General features: G+C 63.5%; 25 protein-coding genes. 16 read left to right on the forward strand and 9 right to left on the reverse strand.

Annotated features, from left to right (window positions below):
- Nucleotides 1–91: 91 nt before the first annotated feature.
- A complete protein-coding gene (locus tag NKL06_RS25295) occupies nucleotides 92–541 on the forward strand; it encodes a GatB/YqeY domain-containing protein (RefSeq protein WP_032888139.1) in 450 nt (149 codons plus the stop codon).
- Nucleotides 542–650: 109 nt separating this feature from the next.
- Nucleotides 651–1,208: a GNAT family N-acetyltransferase gene (locus tag NKL06_RS25300; RefSeq protein WP_023672441.1), complete on the forward strand. Its 558-nt coding sequence runs from the start codon at nucleotides 651–653 to the stop codon at nucleotides 1,206–1,208.
- Nucleotides 1,209–1,215: 7 nt separating this feature from the next.
- On the opposite strand, the gene NKL06_RS25305 is transcribed toward NKL06_RS25300, so the two are convergent.
- Both NKL06_RS25305 and NKL06_RS25310 read right to left on the reverse strand, forming a co-directional pair.
- On the reverse strand, nucleotides 1,216–2,397 hold the full coding sequence (locus NKL06_RS25305; protein WP_023807278.1) for an MFS transporter: 1,182 nt from the start codon (nucleotides 2,395–2,397) through the stop codon (nucleotides 1,216–1,218).
- A 93-nt stretch (nucleotides 2,398–2,490) separates the two neighbouring features.
- Nucleotides 2,491–4,155, reverse strand: coding sequence for a Na/Pi cotransporter family protein (locus NKL06_RS25310; RefSeq protein ID WP_023691517.1), 1,665 nt, complete (start codon nucleotides 4,153–4,155; stop codon nucleotides 2,491–2,493).
- Nucleotides 4,156–4,543: 388 nt separating this feature from the next.
- On the opposite strand from NKL06_RS25310, the gene NKL06_RS25315 reads away from it, so the two are divergent.
- The 5 genes from NKL06_RS25315 (at nucleotide 4,544) to NKL06_RS25335 (ending at nucleotide 10,395) form a co-directional block, all read left to right on the forward strand.
- The gene (locus NKL06_RS25315) at nucleotides 4,544–4,912 is read left to right on the forward strand and encodes an RcnB family protein (protein ID WP_023672444.1); all 369 of its coding nucleotides are present in this window, start codon (nucleotides 4,544–4,546) and stop codon (nucleotides 4,910–4,912) included.
- Nucleotides 4,913–5,083: 171 nt separating this feature from the next.
- The gene (gene dnaG / locus NKL06_RS25320) at nucleotides 5,084–7,024 is read left to right on the forward strand and encodes a DNA primase (protein ID WP_023683795.1); all 1,941 of its coding nucleotides are present in this window, start codon (nucleotides 5,084–5,086) and stop codon (nucleotides 7,022–7,024) included.
- Nucleotides 7,025–7,436: 412 nt separating this feature from the next.
- Complete coding sequence (rpoD, locus tag NKL06_RS25325; protein WP_023672446.1) at nucleotides 7,437–9,461, forward strand: RNA polymerase sigma factor RpoD; 2,025 nt, start codon at nucleotides 7,437–7,439, stop codon at nucleotides 9,459–9,461.
- A gap of 190 nt (nucleotides 9,462–9,651) precedes the next feature.
- Nucleotides 9,652–9,945: a GYD domain-containing protein gene (locus NKL06_RS25330; protein ID WP_023672447.1), complete on the forward strand. Its 294-nt coding sequence runs from the start codon at nucleotides 9,652–9,654 to the stop codon at nucleotides 9,943–9,945.
- A 69-nt stretch (nucleotides 9,946–10,014) separates the two neighbouring features.
- A complete protein-coding gene (locus tag NKL06_RS25335; RefSeq protein ID WP_023683796.1) occupies nucleotides 10,015–10,395 on the forward strand; it encodes a thiol-disulfide oxidoreductase DCC family protein in 381 nt (126 codons plus the stop codon).
- Nucleotides 10,396–10,440: 45 nt separating this feature from the next.
- Here the strand turns inward: NKL06_RS25335 and NKL06_RS25340 are convergent, their stop codons facing one another.
- On the reverse strand, nucleotides 10,441–10,698 hold the full coding sequence (locus NKL06_RS25340) for a DUF2798 domain-containing protein (protein ID WP_023672449.1): 258 nt from the start codon (nucleotides 10,696–10,698) through the stop codon (nucleotides 10,441–10,443).
- Nucleotides 10,699–10,970: 272 nt separating this feature from the next.
- Between NKL06_RS25340 and NKL06_RS25345 the strand changes: the two genes are divergently transcribed.
- The 3 genes from NKL06_RS25345 to greA all read left to right on the forward strand — a co-directional run bounded on the left by NKL06_RS25345 (nucleotide 10,971) and on the right by greA (nucleotide 12,630).
- Nucleotides 10,971–11,648 carry a PadR family transcriptional regulator gene (locus NKL06_RS25345; RefSeq protein WP_023689755.1) on the forward strand — a complete coding sequence of 226 codons (678 nt, stop codon included), beginning with the start codon at nucleotides 10,971–10,973 and terminating at the stop codon, nucleotides 11,646–11,648.
- 101 nt (nucleotides 11,649–11,749) lie between these two features.
- On the forward strand, nucleotides 11,750–12,046 hold the full coding sequence (locus tag NKL06_RS25350; protein WP_023691516.1) for an HlyU family transcriptional regulator: 297 nt from the start codon (nucleotides 11,750–11,752) through the stop codon (nucleotides 12,044–12,046).
- 101 nt (nucleotides 12,047–12,147) lie between these two features.
- Nucleotides 12,148–12,630, forward strand: coding sequence for a transcription elongation factor GreA (gene greA / locus NKL06_RS25355; protein ID WP_023691515.1), 483 nt, complete (start codon nucleotides 12,148–12,150; stop codon nucleotides 12,628–12,630).
- Between the two features lie 47 nt (nucleotides 12,631–12,677).
- Here the strand turns inward: greA and NKL06_RS25360 are convergent, their stop codons facing one another.
- Nucleotides 12,678–13,253, reverse strand: a complete 576-nt coding sequence (locus tag NKL06_RS25360; protein ID WP_245267073.1) for a hypothetical protein — start codon at nucleotides 13,251–13,253, stop codon at nucleotides 12,678–12,680.
- 217 nt (nucleotides 13,254–13,470) lie between these two features.
- A complete protein-coding gene (locus NKL06_RS25365; protein WP_023672454.1) occupies nucleotides 13,471–14,106 on the reverse strand; it encodes an FMN-dependent NADH-azoreductase in 636 nt (211 codons plus the stop codon).
- 109 nt (nucleotides 14,107–14,215) lie between these two features.
- Between NKL06_RS25365 and NKL06_RS25370 the strand changes: the two genes are divergently transcribed.
- The gene (locus NKL06_RS25370) at nucleotides 14,216–15,172 is read left to right on the forward strand and encodes a LysR family transcriptional regulator (RefSeq protein WP_023691513.1); all 957 of its coding nucleotides are present in this window, start codon (nucleotides 14,216–14,218) and stop codon (nucleotides 15,170–15,172) included.
- Here NKL06_RS25370 and NKL06_RS25375 read toward each other — a convergent pair.
- Nucleotides 15,105–15,731 carry a TetR/AcrR family transcriptional regulator gene (locus tag NKL06_RS25375; protein ID WP_023691512.1) on the reverse strand — a complete coding sequence of 209 codons (627 nt, stop codon included), beginning with the start codon at nucleotides 15,729–15,731 and terminating at the stop codon, nucleotides 15,105–15,107. The genes NKL06_RS25370 and NKL06_RS25375 overlap by 68 nt on opposite strands.
- 66 nt (nucleotides 15,732–15,797) lie before the next feature.
- Between NKL06_RS25375 and NKL06_RS25380 the strand changes: the two genes are divergently transcribed.
- The gene (locus NKL06_RS25380; RefSeq protein WP_023691511.1) at nucleotides 15,798–16,223 is read left to right on the forward strand and encodes a VOC family protein; all 426 of its coding nucleotides are present in this window, start codon (nucleotides 15,798–15,800) and stop codon (nucleotides 16,221–16,223) included.
- Nucleotides 16,224–16,317: 94 nt separating this feature from the next.
- Nucleotides 16,318–17,229, forward strand: a complete 912-nt coding sequence (locus tag NKL06_RS25385) for an arginase family protein (protein ID WP_023691510.1) — start codon at nucleotides 16,318–16,320, stop codon at nucleotides 17,227–17,229.
- Nucleotides 17,230–17,233: 4 nt separating this feature from the next.
- Here the strand turns inward: NKL06_RS25385 and NKL06_RS25390 are convergent, their stop codons facing one another.
- The gene (locus tag NKL06_RS25390) at nucleotides 17,234–18,184 is read right to left on the reverse strand and encodes a S1C family serine protease (RefSeq protein WP_023691509.1); all 951 of its coding nucleotides are present in this window, start codon (nucleotides 18,182–18,184) and stop codon (nucleotides 17,234–17,236) included.
- A 169-nt stretch (nucleotides 18,185–18,353) separates the two neighbouring features.
- On the opposite strand from NKL06_RS25390, the gene NKL06_RS25395 reads away from it, so the two are divergent.
- From NKL06_RS25395 to NKL06_RS25405, 3 genes are all read left to right on the forward strand, one after another.
- Entirely contained in the window at nucleotides 18,354–19,226 is an 873-nt protein-coding gene (locus NKL06_RS25395; RefSeq protein ID WP_023691508.1) for a S1C family serine protease, read from the forward strand.
- A gap of 8 nt (nucleotides 19,227–19,234) precedes the next feature.
- Nucleotides 19,235–19,957 carry a helix-turn-helix transcriptional regulator gene (locus NKL06_RS25400; protein ID WP_155927115.1) on the forward strand — a complete coding sequence of 241 codons (723 nt, stop codon included), beginning with the start codon at nucleotides 19,235–19,237 and terminating at the stop codon, nucleotides 19,955–19,957.
- A 119-nt stretch (nucleotides 19,958–20,076) separates the two neighbouring features.
- Nucleotides 20,077–20,943, forward strand: coding sequence for an SDR family oxidoreductase (locus NKL06_RS25405; RefSeq protein ID WP_023691507.1), 867 nt, complete (start codon nucleotides 20,077–20,079; stop codon nucleotides 20,941–20,943).
- A gap of 130 nt (nucleotides 20,944–21,073) precedes the next feature.
- Here NKL06_RS25405 and NKL06_RS25410 read toward each other — a convergent pair whose 3' ends face one another.
- Entirely contained in the window at nucleotides 21,074–21,589 is a 516-nt protein-coding gene (locus NKL06_RS25410; protein ID WP_023672463.1) for a TIGR00645 family protein, read from the reverse strand.
- Between the two features lie 326 nt (nucleotides 21,590–21,915).
- Nucleotides 21,916–24,111 carry an OmpA family protein gene (locus NKL06_RS25415; protein ID WP_023691506.1) on the reverse strand — a complete coding sequence of 732 codons (2,196 nt, stop codon included), beginning with the start codon at nucleotides 24,109–24,111 and terminating at the stop codon, nucleotides 21,916–21,918.
- Between the last annotated feature and the right edge of the window lie 71 nt (nucleotides 24,112–24,182).

Raw genomic sequence — 24,182 nt, forward strand, 5'->3', positions numbered from 1 at the left:
TTTGTTTCGTCGAACGATATCAGGGCTTTGGCGCGTTTGCTTTGCGGATGGGCCGCGGTTATTGTCCGCGCCGTTCGAAGGAGAAAGCATCATGCGCGCAAAAATCGCCGAATCCCTGAAAAGCGCGATGAAGGCGCAGGACAAGCACCGGCTGCCGACGCTCAGGCTGATCCAGGCCGCCATCCACGACCGCGACATCGCCAATCGCGGCTCGACCAAGGACCCCGCCAGCGACGAGGAGATCCTGCAGATCCTGGCCAAGATGGTGAAGCAGCGCGAGGAATCGGCCAAGGCGTTCGAGGACGGCAAGCGCCCGGATCTGGCCGCGCAGGAGCGTGGCGAGATGGAGATCATCCGCGGCTTCCTGCCGACGCAGCTGGATGAGGCCGCCGTAACAGCTGCGGCGCGCGAGGCGATCGCTGCGACCGGTGCCGCCAGCCAAAAGGACATGGGCAAGGTGATCGCGGCGCTGAAGCAGAAATATGCCGGCCAGATGGATTTCGGCAAGGCCAGCGGCATCGTCAAAGGCCTGCTGCAGTAGGAGCCGACACCGCTTCAATGGCGAAGGAGAGCAGGGGCATTACCTCTGGGCAAGAAACGGTCCGCACCGGCTTAAGCGAGCAAGCGTTGACCTGCCGGAGAGACCCACCATGATCGAAATCGTCAAACCCACGCTCGAACATCTGCCCTCCTACAAGGCGGCGCTCGAGCGTGGCTGGTCGCCGGACAATGTCCGGCTGATGGAAGCGACGCGCGAGCAACTTGCGGCGATCGACGAGGATCCCGCGGCGTTCCTTGCCAGCCTCGACGATCCCGAGGCCAAAGGAGGCCCGATTACCTTGCCGGACGGCACGACCGTGCCGCGGCTGCCGGGCTTCCGGCGCTGGATCTGGGACGGCGAGGCCGCCGGCTCGATCGGCTTTCGCTGGCAGCCGGGTACGGCCGCACTGCCGTCGCATGTGCTCGGCCATATCGGCTATGCCGTGGTGCCGTGGAAGCGCGGACGAGGCTATGCGACCGAGGCGCTGCGGCTGATGCTGGACGAGGCGAGGGCTGTTGGTTTGCCATATGTCGAGCTCACCACCGACCTCGACAATCCGGCCTCGCAGAAGGTGGTGCTGGCCAATGGCGGCCGTGTGGTCGGTCCGTTCATCAAGGACGCCGCGTATGGCGGCGCCGAGAGTTTGTTGTTCCGGATCGATTTGTAGTCCGATGCTATTCGGCCGCTGCTGGCAGCGGCGGCGCTGCCCGGCTGCGCCCCTCCCAGATGTAGGAGGCAAGTGCCACCACCACCGCCACCAGCATGGCGGCAGCGCCCACAACCGGCAGGCTGCGATAGCCGTAGCCGGCATTGAGCATGGCAGCGCCCAGCGACGCGGCGAGCGCGATGCCGACATTGAAGCCGGAGGGGATGAGCGAGGAGGCGAGGTTGGAGGCGTCCGCCGTCCAGGCCAGGATGCGGGTCTGGATCGGCGTGCCTATGGCGAAGTTGAGGCCACCCCAGATAACGATGGCGATGACCATCGGCACGGGGTAGGGGCTGACGGCATAGATCACGCCCAACATCACCGCTTGCAGCGCAAGCATTGTGATCAGCGACGGCATCAGCTTCCAGTCGGAAAGCTTGCCGCCGAGAAACACACCGACGGTGGCGCCGACGCCGTTGAGCAGCAGCACCCAGGGGATCAGGCCCTCGTCGAGATGGGTCACCTCAAGCAGGGTCGGGGTGATGTAGGTGAACAGGCCGAACTGGCCGATCATCAACATCAGCATCAGGATCAGCGAGGTCCAGACTTGCTGGCGCGCCAGCACGCGAACCTCGCTGCCAAGACTGGCGGATGGCCTTGATGCGCCTGTCGTGCGCGGCAAAAGCGCAGCCATGGCGGCAAAGGCTACCACGCCAAGCGCGCACATCACCCAGAAGGTGGCGCGCCAGCCCCAGAGATTGCCGATTGCGGTGCCGGCCGGGACGCCGATGACATTGGATACGGTGAGGCCGGAGAGGATCACAGCCACGGCCATGCCGCGCTTGTCCTCGGGCACGAGGCCGACAGCCACCACCATGGCGACGCCGAAATAGGCGCCGTGTGCGACGGCGACCGCAATGCGCAAGAGCAGCATCGAGGCAAAATCGGGCGCCAGCGCGCAAGCGGCCTGGCCGATGGTGAAGGCGACGGTCAGGCAAAGCAGCAGCGTCTTGCGGGGAATGCCCTTGGTGGCGAGCGCCAGCAATGGCCCGCCAACCGCGATGCCGCCGGCATAGCCTGAGACGAGATAGCCGGAAGTCGGGATCGAAACGCCAAGGCCGTCGGCCACTTGCGGCAGCACGCCGGCGATGACGAATTCGGTGGTGCCGAAAGCAAAGGCGGCAATGAACAGGGCAATGAGCGGGAGCATGGCGGAAGCGATCCTCGGATAAGGTCGCCTCAAACCATGGATGGGGTTCGTGGGCAATGCAGAAATTATCGACGCCGCTTTAGGTTTTCTTGATCAGCTTGCCTTCAACCGCGACCCACCCAGCAACCCGCGCTCTTCCAGCACCGGGTAGGCCATCGACGCCAGCAGCGAGTTGATCTGCTTCAGGTCGCGGATGGTGTCGAGGTGGATGGAACTTGTTTCGACGCTCTTGGCGGTGCCGTCGCGCAGGCGCACGAAATGGCTGGCGCTGGTTTCCTTTTCGCGGTCGCGCAGCCGGTCCTTTTCCAGCACCAGCTGGCGGGCGGTCTCAGGGTCGCGCGACACCAGCACGTTGAAAGCAAGCCTGGCATTGGCCAGCACCGAGGTGTGAAAGGCGAGCAGCTCGCTCCAGCCCTCGGGCGTGAACTCCAGCCCGCGCTCGAACTTCTTCTTCACATGCACCAGCATGTTGCGCACGATGATGTCGCCGACCTGCTCGAGCTTGACGCAGGCGCCTATCAGCTCCTGGCAGCGCAGCGCCTCGTCCTCTGTGAGCGAGTTCCTGGTCAATTTGGCCAGATAGAGCTTGATCGCCGCGTGCTTCCTGTCGACGCGGTCGTCAAGGGCGGCCAGCGCCTTGATCTTGTCGCCGTCGGCGCTTTCATACAGCTCGATGATGCGCTTGAGCATGATCTCGACCGTCTCGCAGACGCGCACCACCTCGCGGGTGGCGTTGGCCAGCGCCTGGCTCGGAACGTCGAGCGCGCCGTCGTTGAGGGCGGAGAGTTCGACCACATCGAGCTCTGTAGCCGGCGCTGGCTTGGTGCCCATTGCGACGATCTTCTCAGAGGCACGATAGATCAGGCTGGCAAGCGGCAGGCCGGCGAGCAGGATCAGCACATTGAACAGGATGTGGGCGTTGACGATCTGGTCGGGCACGGTGGCGCCGAGGAAGGCGACCGGCGGCTTCAGCGTCATGAACAGGATCAGCATCATCAGCGAGCCCATGCCGCGCATCAACAGATTGCCGATCGGCACGACGCGCACGCCAGGTTCGGCACTTCGGGTGAGCAGCGGCGCGATGATCGACGAGCCGAGATTGACGCCGAGCACCAGCACGATGCCGAGTTCGGGCGGGATGAAGCCGCGGCCGGCCAGCGTCACCATCAAAAGCACGGCGGCGATCGAGGAGTGGAAGAGCCAGGTAACGAGCGCGGCGAGCAGATAGGCGGTGACGTAGTCGCTGGAGAAATATTCGATGATGAGCGGCATCAGCGTGCTCTGCCGCAGCGGCTCCGACGCCTGGCCGATCATTTCCAGCGACAGTACCAGAAGGCCGATGCCGACCAGGATACGGCCGAACTGGCGCCAATCGCGCCGCTCGGTGGCCATGAACATGACCGTGCCGGCGACGAGGCAGATCGGCACCAGCAGCGTCAGATCGAAGGTCAAGAGCTTGACCACCAGCGCCGAGCCGATCTCGGCGCCGCGCACAGCCAATTGGCCCGACATGCCCGAGACGATGCCGGCGCCGGCGAAGGAGCCGACGAGAAGCGTGACGGCGGTCGAGCTCTGCAGCGCGATGGACAGGCCGCAGCCGGCCAGCACCGCCATGATCGGATTGCGCATGGTGGAGCGCAGCCGGTGACGCAGCACGTCGCCATAGGCGCGCTCGACGCCTGTCTTGACCATGCGGGTGGCAAACAGCATCAGCGCCACCGCGCCCGCCAGATGCAGCAGGACGACGGAGCCGCTCATTTCGAAACCCGCACGCAGACAGCTACCGCGACGCGGAGGGCGCGCAGTGCAGGGAGGAAAACGGGGCTGCGAATCATGGTCATGACAGTCTTGAACAATATCCGGAATATTTTAGCCGGGTAATAAAATCTTGTCGATTTCAAGAGCCGTCGCGGCGCGACAGGGCGTGTCGGAAAATGGACGGATGCGCAAATGGTTGCATGGCGGATCCCTGGTGATGGCAGCGGATCGTCCCGGTTTGCCGGACTCCCGGCAATCGCCTTTGCGATGATGTTCAAATATCCAGGATAAGCACCGGATTTCATTACGTAAATGTAATGCTAGTGTTCAGTTTCGGTTCATCCTTCGGGCGCTATTCCCTAGGCATCGACAACCAAGGAGCCCCGCTATGAAACGTGTTGTTCTTTCCGCCCTCGCTTTCTCGATGCTGGCCGCCACTTCGCTTACCGGCCAGGCCGCACCGGTGAACGCACCGGTCGCACCGCAGTCGAATTACACGCGGGTCGACTGGCAGAGGCCCGGCAAGCATGTCGATGTCAGGAAGCGCGTCGTGAAGAAGACGGTGGTCGTCAAGCGCAGCCATTGGCGCAATGGCCAGAAATATTCCAGCTGGAAGCGGCACCAGCCGATCCGCGATTATGGCCGCTATGGCCTGCATCGCCCCGGCCGCGGCCAGGAATGGATCCGCGTCGGCAACGACTATGTGCTGGTCAGCGTCCTGTCCGGCATCATCTTCGGCGCCATTGCCGCGCATTAAGCCCGGCCTCGCCGGCGCAATGCAGAGACTTGAAAGGAGGCGGCCCGAAACGGCCGCCTTTCTTTTGGCTGTAGAAACCGGGCTTTTTGGCTGTGGAAACCGGGTATGGTCCGCAATAAGGGTCGTCGGATTCCGCGAGCATGATTATATGAGGGACAAACGAGTTCCCCAATGCGCTTTCCGCCCGCCTTTCTCGATGAGATACGCGACCGTGTGCCGATTTCATCGGTCATCGGCCAGCGCGTCGCATGGGACAGGAAGAAGACCAACGCCTCGCGCGGCGACTATTGGGCCTGTTGTCCGTTCCATGGCGAAAAGAGCCCCTCCTTCCACTGCGAGGACAAGAAGGGCCGCTATCACTGTTTCGGCTGTTCGGTGTCGGGCGATCATTTCAAGTTCCTGACCGAGCTCGACGGATTAAGCTTTCCCGAAGCGGTCGAGAAGATCGCCGACATGGCCGGCGTGCCGATGCCGGTGCGCGACGAGCGGGAAGAACAGCGTGAGAAGGAACGCGCCAGTCTGACCGATGTCATGGAGATGGCGACTGCCTTCTTCCAGGAGCGGCTGCAAGGACCGGAGGGTGCAAAAGCCCGCGCCTATCTCAGGGATCGCGGGCTGACGCCGGCGACGCAGCAATCGTTCCGGCTGGGCTTTGCGCCCGACAGCCGCAATGCGCTGAAGGAACATCTTGCCGCCAAGGGTGTGCCCAAGGCCGACATCGAGGCCTGCGGGCTGGTGCGTCATGGCGACGACATCCCGGTCTCCTATGACTGGTTCCGCGATCGCATCATGTTCCCGATCCCGGATTCGCGCGGCAAGATCATCGCCTTTGGCGGCCGCGCACTGGCGCCCGATGCGCTGGCCAAATACATGAATTCGCCCGACACGGAGCTCTTCCACAAGGGCAACGTGCTCTACAATTTCGCCCGCGCCCGCAAAGCGCTGGCGAAAGGCGGCACGGTGATTGCCGTCGAAGGCTATATGGACGTGATTGCGCTGGCGCAGGCCGGCTTCGAGAATGCCGTGGCGCCGCTCGGCACCGCGCTCACCGAAAACCAACTCGAACTTCTGTGGCGCATGGCGCCTGAGCCGATGCTGTGCTTCGACGGCGACCAGGCCGGGCTGAAGGCGGCGTGGCGCGCCGCGGATCTCGCGCTGCCGTCGGTGCAGGCCGGGCGGTCGGTGCGCTTTGCGCTGTTGCCGGAGGGCAAGGATCCCGACGATCTGGTCAAGGCAGAAGGGCCGGACGCGTTTCGTGCCGTGCTGGCGGAAGCGCGGCCTCTCGCTGATTTGTTGTGGATGCGTGAGACATCCGGTGGCGTCTTCGACACGCCGGAGCGGCGGGCGGGGCTGACAAAGACGCTGCGCGAACTGACCAGCCGCATCCGCGATGAGAGCCAGCGCTACCACTACCAGCAGTGGATGCGCGAGCGGGAGCTCACCTTCTTCAGCGCCCAGCGCGAAGTGCGGCAAGGTCGCCAGGACTGGAAACCGGGGCAGGGCAAAACGCCCGCACCCGGCGGACAGTTCGCCAAAGGCAGCGGGGCAGGCGCGCGCGCCGCGATCACCGAAAGCCTCGGCCGCTCCGCCATGGTCAAACGCGGTGGCGAGATGATGTCGGTGCGCGAGGCGACGATCATCGTAGCCCTCGTCAACCATCCGGCGCTGATCGACGAGAACTTCGCCCATGTCGAGTTCCTCGATCTCGCCAACACCGATCTGCAGCGGCTGCACGCCGCCATCCTCGATGCGATGGCGCACGACATGGCCAATGACCGTAGCGCGGTGATCGCCACCATCGAACGTGCCGGCTGCAGCGATATCTGGGGGCGCGCCGTGGCGCTCATCCAACGGGCCAGGCAATGGCCCGCGCTGGAAACCGCAGCGCTTGACGATGCCCGCGACGCCTTCAACCAGGCGCTGCACTTGCAGCGCAGCGCGCGCACCTTACATAAGGAGCTGAAACAGGCGGAAGCAGCGCTCGCCAGCGATCCCACTGACGAAAACTACCGGCACCTCATCGAGATTCAGGCGCAATTCCGTGATGTACAAGCAACGGAAGCGCTGATCGAAGGGTTCGGTGTATCCTCGGGCAGGGGTGGGCGCGTCTAGGTCGAAACCTGCGCAAGAATGAATGTTGTACGTGCTGCGCGTCGAATCGACGCCTCTAAGTCGGGTAATTGATTCGCTTTTTTGATGCGAATCATGCGAGAGGCGCTTGACCTTCTGGCAGAATGACGGAATCAGGACGATTCGAAACCTTAACCCGCGCCGGCGTCGATGGAAATGCACTGACGCGAGGTGCTGATCACTGGACAGGCTGTCAGCCTGCCACAGATATCAGGGTTAATCTGGACTTAATGCATATCGCCCAAAAGTGAAAACCGGTTTTGGGGGCACGATATGAACAAACAAAAGAGTTGATTCGGTTACCGGCCCGGTTAAGCGCCACCAGCGCATGTAGTTTGACCGGTGCGGCAGCTACGCGGCTTCGATGCTCGGCCGCTAGGAGAAGATAAAGACTATGGCGACAAAGGAAAAGGAAGAGGTCGAGACCGAACGTGAAGGCGCCACCGATGGGCCTCTGCTCGACCTTTCCGATGATGCTGTCAAGAAGATGATCAAGGCCGCCAAGAAGCGCGGCTATGTGACTCTCGACGAACTGAACGCGGTTCTGCCGTCGGAAGAGACCGATCCGGATCGCATCGAAGACATCAATGCGATGCTGTCCGACATGGGCATCAACGTGGTCGAGGACGACGATCAGAGCGAGGAGCCCGAGGCCGCCGACAGCAATGCCGACGCCGAGGAAGACGCCAACGAACTGGCCGAGCAGACCGGCACCGCCGTCGCCGCCACGACCACCAAGAAAGAGCCGACCGACCGCACCGATGACCCGGTGCGCATGTATCTGCGCGAGATGGGCTCGGTCGAGCTCCTGTCGCGCGAGGGCGAAATCGCGATCGCCAAGCGCATCGAGGCCGGCCGCGAGACGATGATCGCGGGCCTCTGCGAAAGCCCGCTGACCTTCCAGGCCATCATCATCTGGCGTGACGAGCTCAACGAATCCAAGATCCTGCTGCGCGAGATCATCGACCTCGAAGCCACCTATGCGGGCCCCGAAGCCAAGCAGGCGCCGGTGGTCGAGCGCATCGAGGAGGCGCCCAAGGCCGAGGACAAGCCGAGGCGTGGACGCGACGAGGAAGACGACATCACCAATGTCGGCGCCGACACGCGCGGCCTGGTCGATGACGACGAGGAAGACGAGGACGAGGCGAGCCTGTCGCTGGCGGCGATGGAAGCGGAATTGCGCCCGCAGGTGATGGAGACGCTCGACGTCATCGCCGACACCTACAAGAAGCTGCGCAAGCTGCAGGACCAGCAGGTCGAGAACCGTCTGGCCGCGACCGGCACGCTGTCGCCCAGCCAGGACCGCCGCCTGAAGGAGCTGAAGGACCAGCTGATCAAGGCGGTGAAGTCGCTGTCGCTCAACACGGCGCGCATCGAGGCGCTGGTCGAGCAGCTCTACGACATCAACAAGCGGCTGGTGCAGAACGAAGGCAAGCTGCTGCGCCTGGCCGAAAGCTATGGCGTGCGCCGCGAGGAGTTCCTCAAGGAATATCAGGGCTCCGAGCTCGACCCGAACTGGACGCGCTCGATCGGCAACCTGACCTCGCGCGGCTGGAAGGAATTCACCAAGAACGAGAAGGACGCGATCAAGGATCTGCGTTCGGAAATCCAGAACCTCGCCACCGAGACGGCGATCTCGATCCTGGAATTCCGCAAGATCGTCAACCAGGTGCAGAAGGGCGAGCGCGAAGCCGCTATCGCCAAGAAGGAAATGGTCGAGGCCAACCTGCGCCTCGTCATTTCCATCGCCAAGAAATACACCAATCGCGGCCTGCAGTTCCTCGACCTGATCCAGGAAGGCAATATCGGCTTGATGAAGGCGGTCGACAAATTCGAATACCGCCGCGGCTACAAGTTCTCGACCTATGCGACATGGTGGATCCGGCAGGCGATCACGCGTTCGATCGCCGACCAGGCGCGCACCATCCGCATCCCGGTGCACATGATCGAAACGATCAACAAGATCGTGCGCACGTCGCGCCAGATGCTGCATGAAATCGGCCGCGAGCCGACGCCGGAGGAACTGGCAGAAAAGCTCGCAATGCCGCTCGAAAAAGTGCGCAAGGTGTTGAAGATCGCCAAGGAGCCGATCTCGCTCGAAACCCCTGTGGGTGACGAAGAGGATTCGCATCTGGGCGATTTCATCGAGGACAAGATGGCGATCCTGCCGATCGATGCGGCGATCCAAGCCAATCTGCGCGAGACCACCACGCGGGTGCTCGCCTCGCTGACGCCGCGCGAGGAGCGGGTGCTGCGCATGCGCTTCGGCATCGGCATGAACACCGACCACACGCTGGAAGAAGTCGGCCAGCAGTTTTCGGTCACCCGCGAACGTATCCGCCAGATCGAGGCCAAGGCGCTGCGCAAGCTCAAGCACCCGAGCCGGAGCCGCAAGCTGAGGAGCTTCCTCGACAGCTGATACCGGCAACAGACCAGCATTCGAAAAGGGCGCCGATGGCGCCCTTTTTGTTGCCGGGTGAAGGCTCTTGTCGCCCATCTCCGTCGGGAGGATACTTGCCTGGTCGGATGCATGTTCTGGGCGAAAAACCGGATGTCCGCCCCGGCTGATGTCCTCAGCCGTGCTCCGTGGCGCCGGAGGGAGGTGTGTGATGACAACCTACATCCTGCTGATGAACTGGACAGAACAGGGCGCCAGAAATATCCGAGAGTCGCCGAAGCGGCTCGATGCCGCCAAGAAGCAACTGGCCGACATGGGCGGCTCGTTCAAGGCGTTTTACCTGACTATGGGCGAATATGACATGGTGGCGATTATCGAGGCGCCCGACGATGCTGTGCTTGCTCGTTTCGCCCTGATGCTGGCAACGGGTGGCAGCGTCAAGACGCGAACGCTCAAGGCTTTCCCGGAATTTGCCTATCGCGAGATCGTCACTTCGCTTGGATAGCGCTGGGCGTGGGTCCGTGCGGCTCGGCGTCATATTGCGGGGCCGTGCCGTCAAGGCGATAGTCGCGCCATGTCCAAGCCTGCGCTGACCGTCTGGTACAACACACGCTGCCCGGTTTGCGATGGCGGCATCACCCGGCAGAAACGGCGGCTGATCGAGGCGATCAAGGCCGGGCGGATCGAATTCCGCGACATCAACCTCGAACCGGCGGCGCTCTCTGGCTACAGCGCCTCGCTGGAGGACATACGCCGCCGGCTGCATGCCACCGATGCCGAAGGCAGGCTGCTGGTCGGCGCCGATGTCGCGGTTGCCGTCTGGCGGGCGACGCCGGGCGAGGGCTGGCTGGCGACGCTCTTCGGCAATCCGGTCGCGCTGCCGCTGACGCGGTTCGCGTACAATCGCTTCGCCGATCTTCTCTATGCCTGGAACCGGCGCAAGGGCCGCTGGTAGCGAGGCAAGGCCCGAAGATATCTGCGGGCCTTACCGTCATGGGCGTTACCGGGACGCCGGCTCGCAAAGCCAGCCGACAATGCGGCGCACCGCCGGCAGCACCATGAGCAACGTTGGGAACGCTACCAGCCAGGACAGGCCCCAGGCAGTGAGCCAGACAGCCGGCAAATCAGGTTGCAGTCCAAGGCTTTTCAGCGTCGATATGAACGAGACGATGAAGGTCATCAGCAGCGACAGCACCAGCGGGCTGACGATCGCGGCATAGCGCGCCGGCAGCTTGCCGCGCTTACGGGTCGTGGTCATTTCTGGATTTTCCTGAAACATCCGGTCCGTCGCATTTGGCATCCATTGCGCCGGGTTTCCGGCGGAACTGCCCGGAAAGACCGGGGTGGATGCGTTGCTTGACGTCAGACGCTTACGGAGAGGTTTTGGCCCTCACGCGCTTTCTAGCTGCCGGCGGCGGCGAAATCAACCTTCTGGCGCCGCCTTTAGATACATCGTAAGATATATCTTGACTCGTCGGCGGGGCAAGCCTAATTAAGATGTATCGTAAGATATAACTCAAGGAGCAATTCATGCACAGACATCATCCCTTTGGCGAGCGCGCCGAGCGCGCATTCCTGCACATGGCAGGCAAATTTGGTGGAAGAGGGGGCAGCGGCTTTGGTCCGTTCGGCCACGGCGGACGTGGCGGTGGACGCGGCGGCCCGGGCGACATGTTTCGCGCCGGGCGCATGCTGGCCGACGGCGATCTCAAGCTGATCACGCTGTCGCTGCTGGCCGAGGCGCCTCGCCACGGCTACGACATCATCAAGGCGCTGGAAGAGCGCACCAGCGGCATCTACAGCCCGAGCCCGGGCGTCGTCTATCCGACGCTGACCTTCCTGGAAGAGGCCGGCTATGCGGCTTCAGCCGCCGACGGCAACAAGAAGGTGTTTTCGATCACCGAGGCGGGGCAGGCGCATCTCGCCGAGAACCGCGAGATGATCGACGGCGTGCTGGAGCATCTCGAGCGCTTCGGCCGCAAGATGGCGAAAGCGCGGGACTGGTTCGGCTGGAACGACGACGGCGAGGAAGGCGGACGGCGTGGTGGACGGGGTCGCTCGGATGCCCGCGAGGAGTTCCGCGCCGTGCGCCACCGGCTGCGTGCCGCGCTCGGCGATCTCGTCGACGCGCCGGCTGAAAAGCAGGCCGAGGCGATTGCAGTCCTGGAAGCCGCCGCTGAAGCCCTGGAAGCGCTATCGCGCGGTTGACCCCGGGCGAGAACCCTTGCCCGTTCGACTGAGGAACGGTACTGAAAATCATCCTGCACCGCGAGACGTGGTGCAGGATGATTGCCGTTGGAGGAAGCCCCATGTCTTTTCTGAAACGTCTTTTCGGTGGTGGCGGCGGTGAGGCGGGCGAGCCCAAGAGCGCAGCACCGGCAAAGCAGGTTGAGCACAAGGGATTTTTGATCAGCGCCACGCCCTACAAGGCGGAGGGGGGCCAATACCAGACCTGCGGCGTGGTTTCGAAGGAAGTCGACGGCGTGATGAAGGAACACAAATTCATCCGCGCCGATCGCTTTGCCGGACTGGACGACGCCGTCGACATCTCGATCAAGAAGGGCATGCAGCTGGTCGACGAGCAAGGCGAGAGGATGTTCGGGTAAGGGCCGAACTGGTCGAGGCGCCGAACATAGGTTTTGCGCCGGTCATCCGTCGCCAGAATCTCGAATAATGGCAGTGGGCCGCAAGCAGAAAGTATCGACAATTGAGCGTAGCGTTTGCCAAGGAGGAAAGCGCCGAGGCAGCATCGGAAACCATCCTGCCGGCTCGCCCTGTCTCCGATCGGGTCAACCTTGTCACGGAAGCGGGCCTCAAGATGCTGCAGGTTGAATTGGCTCGCGCCCAGCAAGCTCTCGAGGCCGCTAGCGTGCTGGAAGATGTCAATGAGCGGCGACGCCAGTCAGCGGTTCCGGTTCGAGATATGCGTTACTATGCCGAGCGCGTGCGTACGGCTCAGCTTATGCCGGTGCCCACCTCTAATGAGGCGATCGCCTTCGGGCACACCGTTACCTTCAAGCGTGATGATGGCCGCACTCAGACCTTCCGCATCGTCGGAGAGGATGAGGCCAACCCGTCTGAAGCTTCCATATCGCATGGTTCGCCGGTTGCCATCGCGCTGACCGGAAAAACCGTTGGCGACTTTGTCCAGCTAGGGCCGCGCGAACTTGAGATCCTGTCCATTTCCTAGGACGCAGGTATGATGCGCGACCGAGGCCGGTGCACCTTGAGACGTGATCAGATGCCCGCAATTGCCAAAAGCCAAGCCAGGATGTCGAGCAGCAGAAAAACCAGCGCAATCTGCAACGCTAGCCGGAGCCACTGGATAATTCGCCAGTTGCCGGCCATGTCCGCCTTGATCCGAAGGGCAAGCGCGCGGCGCATGGCCGACATTGTCGTCGGCCTGTCGCCGTCGACATATTGATCAAGCAGATCTTCCGGATCGAAGCGGAATGTATATTGGTGATAGGGCCAAAGCATGAAGACGATCAGCCCGATGCCGAACAACAGGGCCACTGCGGTCCAATCCCAAAGCCCAAGCCCGTTGGAAAGCGCCGCACCGCCGAGTAGCGAGTTGGCAAATGCGGTGGCAAAGACAAGGCTGTCGGCGCGGGTGCTCATGTTCTCCACAAGCGTCTGCTGTTGAGTGAGACCTCTCACCGCCTCCTGATAGATGAACGCGAGACGCGGATCGTCGTCGGCAACAGCGCTTGCGACAATTCCGTTGTTCCCTCCTCCACTCCGACATTCGGCCATAAGTTGCCTCTCTGTTTTGACAGGGATGCACGAGTTTAGCCCGATCCGTCGGTGCAAAAACAGATTGGCCGTGGACCAACGGCAAATCCGATGGCGATGCCGGGGGCTCCAAGCCTATGAGGGCCAGCTGATGGACGGGCAAGAATAGTTGGCAGCCATCGAAAACCCCGCCACGAACACCACGCCATCTGCCGGTGGACCCTGCTCTCGGCCCCGGACAGCAAGAAGGCAGGCGCCGAAGCGCCTGCCTTTCAATGCGAATGACGGGGTGTGCTTACGCGGCGATTTGCGCGCTCGCGGTCTTGGCCACCACGGCGTCGACCTTGGCCGTCGCATTGGCGAGCGCGGCGGTGACGGCATCAGGGCCCATGCCGACGCCTTCGATGCGGATGACGTCGACATCGGTCATGCCGAGAAAGCCGAGCACGCCGCGCAGATAGGGGATGGCGTGATCGAACTGCACGGCCGCACCTTCGGAATAGATGCCGCCCGAGGCGAGTACGATATAGACCTTCTTGCCGGTGACGAGGCCCTTGGGACCACCCTCGCCATAAGAGAAGCTCTTGCCGGAGCGGGAGATGTGATCGACCCAGGACTTCAGGGTCGAGGAGATGTTGAAGTTGATGAAGCCGGTGGCCAGGATCACGGTGTCGGCTGCGAACAGTTCGTCAAGCACGATGTCGGAGACGCCGACGACTTCGGCCTGGCGCGGCGTGCGGGCTTCAACGGGGGTGTAGATGCCGGTCGCATAATCGGTGTCGATATGCGGCAGCGGGTTGGCCACGAGGTCGCGTACGACGAGCGTATTCGACGGGTCGGCGGCGACGAGCTTTTCAGCGAATTCGGTAGCGATACGGGTCGAGTGCGAGGCAGCGCCGCGCGGGCTCGAGGTTACAAGCAGGATAGACATAGCGGTTCTCTCCAGTGGGAATTGATTTCTCCCGCCTGATATGGGCCTACCGACCCATTCAAAAAACTGGTATATTATCTATATGATCCATCCATAAAGTAGGTATGCCGTGCAGCCCAATCCGACGCTCGACCAATTGCAGATCCTGGTTGCGGTCGCCGACACCGGCAGCTTCTCAGCCGCCGGCCGCAAGCTTAACCGCGCGCAGTCCGTCATCAGCTACGGCATCGCCAATCTTGAAGCGCAGCTTGGCCTGAAACTGTTCGAGCGCGAGGGCACGCGCGAGCCGCAGTTGACCGAAATCGGCCGGGCGATGCTGGAGGACGCCCGGCGAATGGTCGGCGTGCTGCAGCGCATCCGTTCGCGTGCCGACGGTCACCATCAGGGGCTGGAGGCTGAAGTTTCGGTATCGGTTGACGCGGCGCTGCCCTCGCCGGTGCTGGTGCGGGTGCTGAAGGCGTTCGAGGCGCAGTTCCCGACCGTGATGATGCGACTGCATATCGGCACGCTCGGTCTGATCCCCGACCATGTCGTCAGCGGACAGTCGGATCTTGGCATCGGTGGCCTGCTGGGCGAGGTCGACGTGCATCTCGTGCGCATCGGCTTCATGTCGATCGTGCTGGCTGCCGCCCCCACCCATCCTCTGGCACTGCTGCCGAAACCGGTGGCGCTCGAGGATGCGCGCGAGCACACCCAGCTGGTTGTCACCGACCAGTCGGAACGCACCAAGGGACGAGACTTCGGCGTCTTTGCCTATCGTACATGGCGGCTGACAGACGTGCGTATCAAGCATACGTTGATGCGCGAGGGGCTGGGCTGGGGCGGGTTGCCGCGCTGGCTGATCGCGGACGATTTGGCCAGCGGCAGGCTGGTCGAACTCGACCTTGAACCCTTTAGCGAGGTGCGCTCATCGCTCTATGCCATGCACCGCGCCGACCGCAGCCCGAAACCGGCGGCGGCCTGGCTGATCGACCAGTTCAAACGCCAGCTCGGCTGCTTCAACGAGTTCGAACCGGACGACCTGCCTGAGGGCGAGCCGGAGACAGCCCATCGATCAGAGCCATGAGCACGGCGCGATAGTCTTCGGCCGAGGCGCCGGCCTCGACGGCAAGTGCTGCGCGGTCGAAGGCAGCGGCGAGCAAAGCGGTCAGCGCATCGGCAGGCAGTCTGGTCATCGACTGTTCGCGCATCGCCGCAACCAGGCCTTCGCGCAGCGACCGGTTGCCGTGGCGATTGTCGATCGCATCCATGGCGGCGCGGCCAAGCACGGCCGGTCCGTCAAGCAGCAAGAGCCGCGTGCGGCCGGGCGCGCGCATGGCGGCGAGATAGGCGTCCGAGCCGGCAATCAGCGCATTGCGGGCAAACAAAGAAGGCGGCGAGGCGCGCTCGATCTCTTGCGCCACCGCCGCCGCCTCCTGCTCGACCACGGCGGCAAACAGCGCCTGCTTGTCGGCAAAGTGGTGATAGAGCGCGCCGCGGGTGACGCCGGCGGCCGCAACGATCTCCGGCGTGCCGGTCTCGGCATAGGACTTTTCGATGAACAGTTTGCGCGCCGCGGCGATCAGGTCGGCGCGCGTCGCTTCGGTGCGGTCGCGGTTGGAGCGGCGCGGGGTTTCTCGTTGCATACATGCAGCCTGTATGTTATTTCGAATTACATGCAAACTGTATGTTGGCTGATGGGAGAAAGAAAGATGAAGACGACGAGCTATTATCCGGTGCTGATGACGGGCGACGTAGCCGGAACAAAAGCCTTCTATATCAATCACTTCCGCTTCAAGCCGCTGTTTGCGAGCGACTGGTATGTGCATCTGCAGTCTGCCGAGGATCGCCGGGTCAATCTCGGTATCGTCCAGGGCGACCACGAGACGATCCCCGAGGGGGGGCGCGGCCGCACATCGGGGCTGCTGATCAATTTCGAGGTGAGGGATCCTGATGCTGTCTATGAACGGATCGTTGCGGCCGGCCTGCCGATCCTGTGCCCGCTGCGCGACGAACTCTTCGGCCAGCGCCATTTCATCACCAGGGATCCCAATGGCGTGCTGATCGACGTCATCAAGCCGATCCCGCTCAGCCCGGAATTTCAGGCGCAATTCGCGGCGGGCGCGGCGGGCGCCTGAACAATGGCAGCAAATGTCGGCAGCGGCTCCGGCCGCTGTGGCCGGACCCGCACCATGCGGTCTATGTTGGTGATGTTGAAGCTGGGCCTGCCGCATGCGTGACATCTGCCTTGTTCGTGCGCCATCCAATCTCGGCCTTCGGCCCTTGGAGCCGGGCCATGTGCCCGGCACCTGGCGTGCGCCGCAGGCGCTGAGCGAAGCTGGTTTGATCGAGTCGCTGGCGCCGGGGCGGGTGGTCGATCTCGACAGACCCGCCTACAGTACCGAACCGCAACCGGGCACTAGGCTGCGTAATGGTCCGGCGATCCGCTGCTTCAACCTCGATCTTGCCGAGATCGTCACCGGTGCGCTTGGGCAAGGCGAGTTCCCGCTGATCATCGGCGGCGACTGCTCGATCCTGCTTGGCGCACTGGTCGCCGCGCGGCGCTCGGGCGCGGTCGCCCTGGTCCATGTCGATGGCCACAGCGATTTCCGCCATCCCGGCAACTACGATGTCAATGCCTCACTCGGCTCGGTTGCCGGCATGGATCTGGCACTTGCCACCGGACGCGGCGAGGCTTTGCTGGCGCAATGGCCAGGTGTTGTCGGTCCGCTCGTCGCCGACGAGGCGGTGGTTCAGATCGGCGAACGCGAGAGCCGCGATGCCGATTTTGCCTGGCCCGACATCAATGCGACCGCCGTGACGCGCATCGACGTCTTTGCCGCGCAGGAACTCGGCGCGGCTGGAGTGTTGCAAAAGACAAGAGCGACGCTGGCGCGCGCCGGCTGTCCCTACTGGCTGCATCTCGATGTCGATGTGCTCGACCAGACGGTGATGCCGGCGGTGGATTCGCCCGGCAGCCCCGGCATCGACCCCGATGAACTCGTTGCCATTCTGTCGGCGCTGACAGCGGACCAGCGCTGCACCGGCTTGGACATGACGATCTACGATCCCGACCTCGACCCGACCGGTGACCTTGCGCGACTGCTGGTGTCGCTGCTCGGGCGGGTGCTCAAGCCTCGATAAGGGCTCAACTCGCCCTTGCTACCGGCGTCACCGTCACCTGGCTGACGCCGGTGCGGCGCACCACGGTGCACAGCGTCTCGCGGCCGATGCGTTCGGCGTCGAGCATGCGCACGAGGTCGTCGACGCCGGTGACCGGGCGACCGTCTATTGACGCGATGATGTCGCCTTCCCTGAGGCCGGCCTTCGCCGCGGGTCCGTCTTTCTCGACGCTGCGCAGCCGTACCGCCGTACTGGTGGTCACCTGCGACAGAAGGGCGGCGCGGCGCGGCAAACTGGTGGTGTCGGCCGAGATGCCGATGAAGGCACGGCGCACGCGCCCGAAGCGGATGATCTCCGAAATGACGAAATTGGCGGTGTTGGAAGCGACCGCGAAGGCGATGCCTTGCGCGCCGTGGATCATGGCGGTGTTGACGCCGATGACCTCGCCTGCCGACGACACCAGCGGTCCGCCGGAATTGCCGGGATTGAGCGCGGCATCGGTCTGGATGACATCGTCGATCAGCCGCCCGGTCGAGGCGCGCATCGAACGGCCAAGTGCGGAGACCACGCCCGACGTTACGGTCCATTCGAAGCCGAGCGGATTGCCGATGGCAATGGCGATCTGGCCGCGCCGCAGCCGCTTGGAATCGCCGAGCGGCGCGACTTCGGTGAAGCTGCCATCGGCGCGCACCAGCGCGATGTCGGTGTCGGGGTCGCGGCCTAGCACGCGGCCTTCGCTGGAGGCGCCGTCGGGCATAGAGACGCGCACCGTTTTGGCATCGCCAACGACATGGAAATTGGTGACGACCAGCCCGTCCGGGGTGATGACGAAGCCGGAGCCATGGCCACCTTGGCCACCGACGCGCTCGATGCGGCAGACGGCTGGGCCGATGCGGTCGACGGCGTCGGCGACTGTCATCGAATAGGCGTCGAGCAGTGTGTCGTCGGTTTCGAACTTGTGGGCGGCGAGGGCCATTGGCGGGGCTCCGTGTTTTCAGGCGCGATGATGACTATATGTGCGGAGCGGCTCGAACTGCCGCGACCTGACCAGATGGCCAGTCAAACCAGTAACTAGCCGTCAGACGAGTACCTCCGGGCGCACTGCCGAGCGATATCTGGGGCATGAGAAAACCCAGGAGATCATCATGAGTGACTTCAACCTTAATGCATTTTCCGAGGCCATCGCCGATCTCGCCGCCAAGGCTGCGCCGGCAACGGCAAGTTTCACCACCCATCACCATCGCACCGCCAGCGCCTTCCACTGGCGTGACGGCTATTTCGTCACCGCCGAGGAAGCTGTCGAGGCCGGTGAGGAGATCGAATTGACATTGGCTTCGGGCGAAGCGGTGAAGGCCGAACTGGTCGGTCGCGATCCGTCGACCGGCGTAGCGCTTCTGAAGCCGGCCGGCGCGGCCGCGGCGCCTGCGCTCGCCAAGGCGGATGGGGTGCGGCCGGGCAACGTCGCCGTCGCTGTCGGCAGCAGTCAGGGCTCGGCGCTGGCTGTCTCGGGCTCGGTCGGCGAGGTCGGCCCCGCCTGGCGCTCGATGCGCGGCGGCACCATCGATCGGCGCATCAATCTCGCCGTCAATGCCGGCGGCCGTTTCGAGGGCGGGCCGGTGCTTGACGCCAAGGGCGCGCTGATCGGCATGCTGCTGTTTGGGCCACGTGGTCGTGCGCTGGTCATGCCTTATGAGACGATCGAGCGGGCCGTGGCGACGCTGCGTGAAAAGGGCCATGTCGCGCGCGGCTATCTCGGCGCCGGCCTGCACCCGATCCGTGACGGCGCGGCGCGCGGCGCCATCGTCATGAGCCTCGACGACAATGGTCCGGCCAAGGCCGCCGGCCTTGCGCTGGGCGACATCATCGTGGCGTGGAATGGCGAGGCCGTGCACGGCCCGCGCGAACTGATCCGAAAGCTTGGGCCGGATAGCGCGGGCGCCGCGGTGACGCTCGGCGTGGTGCGCGGCGGCGAGCAGCGCGACGTCGCGCTGACCGTCGGTGAAAAACCGCTGAGCTGAGAGGGGCGATGGAAAGCGACACGCTGACAAGGCCGGAGGCGGGTGGGCCGGAGGCGGGTGGGCCGGAGGTGGGTGGGCCGGAGGTGGCGGGCGGCGGACGCCAGCTCGTGGTGCTGATCGCGCTGCACGATGCCGCGCGTGCCGAGCGCCTGTCAGCTTCGCTTGCCATGGCGGACGATCTGCTTCCGGTCGTGGCCGGCAGCGGGATTGCCGACGTCGCTGTCGTCGATGACGCTGTTGCGAACAGTCCGGCCTGGCTCGATCGGGCCGATGGTGGCAACAGCGCAATCCCACGGGTGCTGCTATCCGCGAGCGCTGGCCGGCCGGAAAACCGGGTGCTTGCCGTGCTGCCTTTGGCGTCGGATGCGAATCTGATCGCGGCTGCCGTCAGACTTGCGGCGGCCGGCTACCGGGTGTCCAGGGATGGGCGTTCGACGCCCGCTCGCCACGACGATTTCGATGGCGCCGCCAACGGCGGAAGCCATAGCGGGCTGTTCGGCGAGGAGCCGTTGGACGATGGCGCTACCGCCCGTCCGGCGCTGTCGCCGCGCGAGGCCGAAGTGCTGGCGCTGCTGGCCGAAGGCGCGCCCAACAAGGTGATCGCGCGGCGGCTGAACATCTCCGTGCACACGGCAAAGTTCCACGTCGCCGCGATCCTGATCAAGCTGGGTGCTGCGAACCGCACGGATGCCATCGCGATCGCGATGCGGCAGGGCCTGGTGCTGGTCTAACCCCCTTATCCATTTGAGCCTACGTTGCGTAACCCGTTGCAGGCTGCCGAGGCCTTGCGCAGTGCATTGCCGCCGCGCAATGGTTCGCGTCAGTGATGTAGCAAGGGAGGTGCCAAGACATGTCGCTCAAGGGAAAGACGCTGTTCATCTCCGGCGGGTCGCGCGGCATCGGTCTTTCGATCGCGCTGCGAGCTGCGCGCGACGGCGCCAATGTGACGATCGCGGCCAAGACCGCCGAGCCGCATCCGAAGCTGCCGGGCACGATCTACTCGGCAGCTGAGGAGATCGAGCAGGCCGGCGGCAAGGCGCTGCCTGTTTTGTGCGACATCCGCGAGGAGGCGCAGGTGGCTGAGGCGGTTGCCAAGACCGTCGAAAAGTTCGGCGGCATCGATATCTGCGTCAACAATGCCAGCGCCATCCAGCTCACCGGCACGCTGGAGACGGACATGAAGCGCTACGATCTGATGCACCAGATCAACACGCGCGGCACCTTCCTGGTGTCGAAAATGTGCATTCCGCACCTGAAGTTGGCAAGCAATCCTCACATCTTGAATCTGGCGCCGCCGCTCGACATGAAGGCCAAATGGTTCAAGAACCATGTCGCCTACACCATGGCCAAGTTCGGCATGTCGATGTGCACGCTGGGGATGAGCGCCGAGTTTTCCAAGGACGGCATCGCGGTCAATTCGCTGTGGCCGATCTCGACCATCGACACGGCTGCGGTGCGCAATCTGCTCGGCGGCGCGACGGTGGCGGCGATGAGCCGCTTACCCGACATCATGGCCGATGCCGCACACGCCATCTTCATGCGCTCATCGCGCGAGACATCAGGCAATTTCTACATCGATGAAGAGGTGCTGCGGGCCGAGGGCGTGACCGATTTCGCGGTCTACGCGCCCGGCGCGACCGGGCCGCTGGCCGGCGACTTTTTCGTGCCGGACGCGGTATTTGCCAATTCGCCGACGAACGTCAAAAGCATCTACTGACGGAAATCACGGGCCGACGGCGCTGCTTCCTCATCCACCTGCCGGCGTTTTTCGAAAAACCAAGCAATTGGCTTTTCGCCCGCTGTGCGGACCAGCCTCACCTCCCCATGAACGGGGAGAAAGGGGCTCATCACTCCTCGCCCTTCTTGCCTTTGCTCAGTCCCATCAGCCGGTCGATATAGGCCAGCATCAGCGCCGAGACGACGAAAGCGAGGTGGATGATGGTCAGCCACATCAGCTGGTCGATCGTATAGGAAGACGAATTCAGGAACACCTGCAACAGGTGGATCGAGGAAATAGCGACGATGGTCGAGGCGACCTTGACCTTCAGCGAACCGACATCGATCGTACCCAGCCAGTGCACACCGCCATCCTGGTCGTCGAAGCGGCTGACGAAATTCTCGTAGCCGGAGATGATCACCATCACCACCAGCGAGGCGACAAGTGCGGCGTCGATGAGGCCGAGCATCTTCAGGATGGTGTCGGTGTCGTCGAGTGTGAAGGCGACCATGACGAACTCGTAGAGTTTTTTGCCGAAGGACAGCGCATAGACGGCGAGCGCCAGGGCCAGCCCGATGTAGAAAACCACCAGCAGCCAGCGTGAGGCGAGGATGATCGATTCGATGGCGAGTTCGAGACGTTTCATGCAGCGGTTCCGGTCAGCTTTCTGAGGTCGACTGGGGTATTTCGATCAGCTTGCCGCAGTTTGCAAGGCAAATTGCGACGCAAAAAAACCCCGCCGGGAGGGCCGGCGGGGTTCAATGCATCCCGCTGGAGTCGGGACGGGGCAGGGAACGCCCAGGCTTGAATCTGGGGAGGGCGGCCGCTCTATTCAATGAGCCGGTTCTAATACCAGTACAATTCTTGCTGAACCGGGATTGCTGTCCGCAGCTCGACCCATCCCGATCTGCCGGGATGGGTCCTTGTTGTCGATCTGATTCCAGAAAGCTGCTCAAGCCATTGGAAAGCAGATCAATTGTTACTCGCCACCGGTGCCACCAGCGAGGTGATGCGACGGATGCCGACACGGCGGTTCTCGCGGTTGGGCGCCGTGGTGTTGACCTTCAGGTATTCCTCGCCATAGCCCTGAGTGGTCAGGTTTTCCGGCGGGATCCCGAAGGCATTGGTCAGCGCTTCGGCGACAGACTCAGCGCGCCGGTCGGACAGAGCAAGGTTTGCTTCCGGCGTGCCAACCGCATCGGTGTGGCCTTCGATCAGGAAGGTTTCGGCCGGGTTCTTCTTCAACAGTTTCTCCATGGCCGTGGCGACGCCTTCCAGTTTCTGCACTTCGGTGTCGGATATCGAGGCCGAGCCGAACTCGAAGTTCAATGTATCGAGGTCGACGCGACGGGCAATGTCGCGCACGCGCGCCGAACGCTTCACTTCGTCGATGGAATAGAGGCGCTGGACCTTCTCCACCGGCGGTTGTTCGAGGAACTCGTAATAATCGTCCGGGCTTTCGACATCTTCCGAATCGAGGATGTACTCGCGGCGCGGGATGGTGAGCCGCATCGGCGGCAGGTCGTCACCGGGATCGCGCCAGTCATTGTCGTCGTCATAGCTGCGCTCGTCGACATAGCTCAGCACATATTCGTGCCCATCCGGCGTGATGCGCGATCGCCTGATGACGTCGCCATTGCGGTTGCGGATGGTGACGATCTGGATGCCATTGTCGCGCTCGACGATTTCCCGAGAGCGATCGCCCGACAGTTCCTCATAGTAAACATTCCTGGCGCCGCGGTGCATGCGCGGAGCGTCATTGCTTTCCACGATCGTCTGGTTGTTGAACTGCAGGATGACGCGGTCGCCGAGTTCCTTGACGACGTCGACGCCTTTCGGACGCCGGCGGTCGCGGACGTTCTCATCGGGTGCACGCTCGACGCGTTTGCCTTTTTCCTCCGTCACCGGGGCGATCTTTTCTGGCTGAATTGCCTGCTGAGCTGACTTGTCGTCGGTGGGCGGCGGTCCCTGGTCGACCGGAGCCGGCTTCGGGGCTTGCGCCTCGGTGCCGCCCTGCGCGGGCTGCTCGCCCGTCTGGCCGCCAGCATTCTGGCCGTTCCCATTTTGGCCGTCGCCATTCTGGCTGTTGCCGCCCTGGTCCTTGCGGTGCTTGCGCCTGGCATCCTTCTGGCTGTCCAGGATGGGCGCTTCGTCGGGGTTGGCCGTGGCTTCGCCTTGCGCCGGCGTCTCACGTTGCGCGGGCTGCTCGGCATTGGCCGGTTGCTCCGCAGGCTGTGGTTCACCGGTCGCAGGCTGCTGTTCGCCCGTCACCGGCTGTTCGCCGACAGTTTTTTTGCCGTGCTTTTTCGCCTGATCCTTCGGCTGTTCACCTTCGGCGGGAGCCGCTTGCTGATCGGCCGGGGGCTGAATCGGCTCGGCCTGCGGCGCGGGCTCTCCGGCAGGCGCAACTTTGACGTCTGGCGCTTTGTCGGCAGGCGCGGCCTCAATCTGCTGATCCTGCTTGCGCTTTTTCTTGCCCGACTTGTTGTCGTTTGCCGGCGCCACCTGTTCGGTGGGCGCTGCCTGCTCGGCAGGCTGCTGGGCCGGCTGTTCAGCGGGCGCCGCTTCGATCTGCTGTTGGTCGCGCTTCTTCTTGCGTGGCTTTAGCGGCTGTTCTTCATTTGCCGGAGCTACCTGTTCGGCCGGTTGTTCAGCCGGTGCTGCCTCGATCTGCTGCTGGTCACGCTTCTTCTTGCGTGGCTTGAGCGGCTGCTCATCGGTCGCCGGCGCTGCCTGGGCGCCGCCCTCATCCGCAGGCGCCGCCTCGATCTGCTGCTGTTGATTGCGCTTCTTTTTGCGCGGCTGCTGTTCCTCGGCGGCAGGTGCGGCCTGTTCGGCCGGGGCCTGTTCGGTCTGCTGCTGATCCCGCTTCTTCCTGCGCGGCTGTTGTTCCTCGGCGGCAGGGGCGGGTTGCTCTGCAGCCGGTGCAGGCTGCTCGGCGGCCGGCGCTGCCTGTTCGGCCTGCTGGCGTTTCTTTTTGCGCGGCAGTTCCTGGTCGGTCTGCTGACCATCTGCAGCAGGGTCGTCCTGGACCAGGATCAGTGGCGCGGCCGTGTGCTGCAAGGGGCCGAAAACGGCGTTGCCCTGCAACGGGGATGCGCCCAACGGCGCGGATGCCATAAGCAGGCCAAGTGCCGTACCTGCCAGTACCCGTGGTTGGCGTTTCATCTTAAATTCTCCTTGTGGGGTCCCATCCCTGCCCAAACTGTCCTTGACCGGATTGGTTCCGGTTTGCGGGC

The organism is Mesorhizobium sp. C268A, assembly GCF_040324475.1.
Lineage (GTDB): Bacteria > Pseudomonadota > Alphaproteobacteria > Rhizobiales > Rhizobiaceae > Mesorhizobium.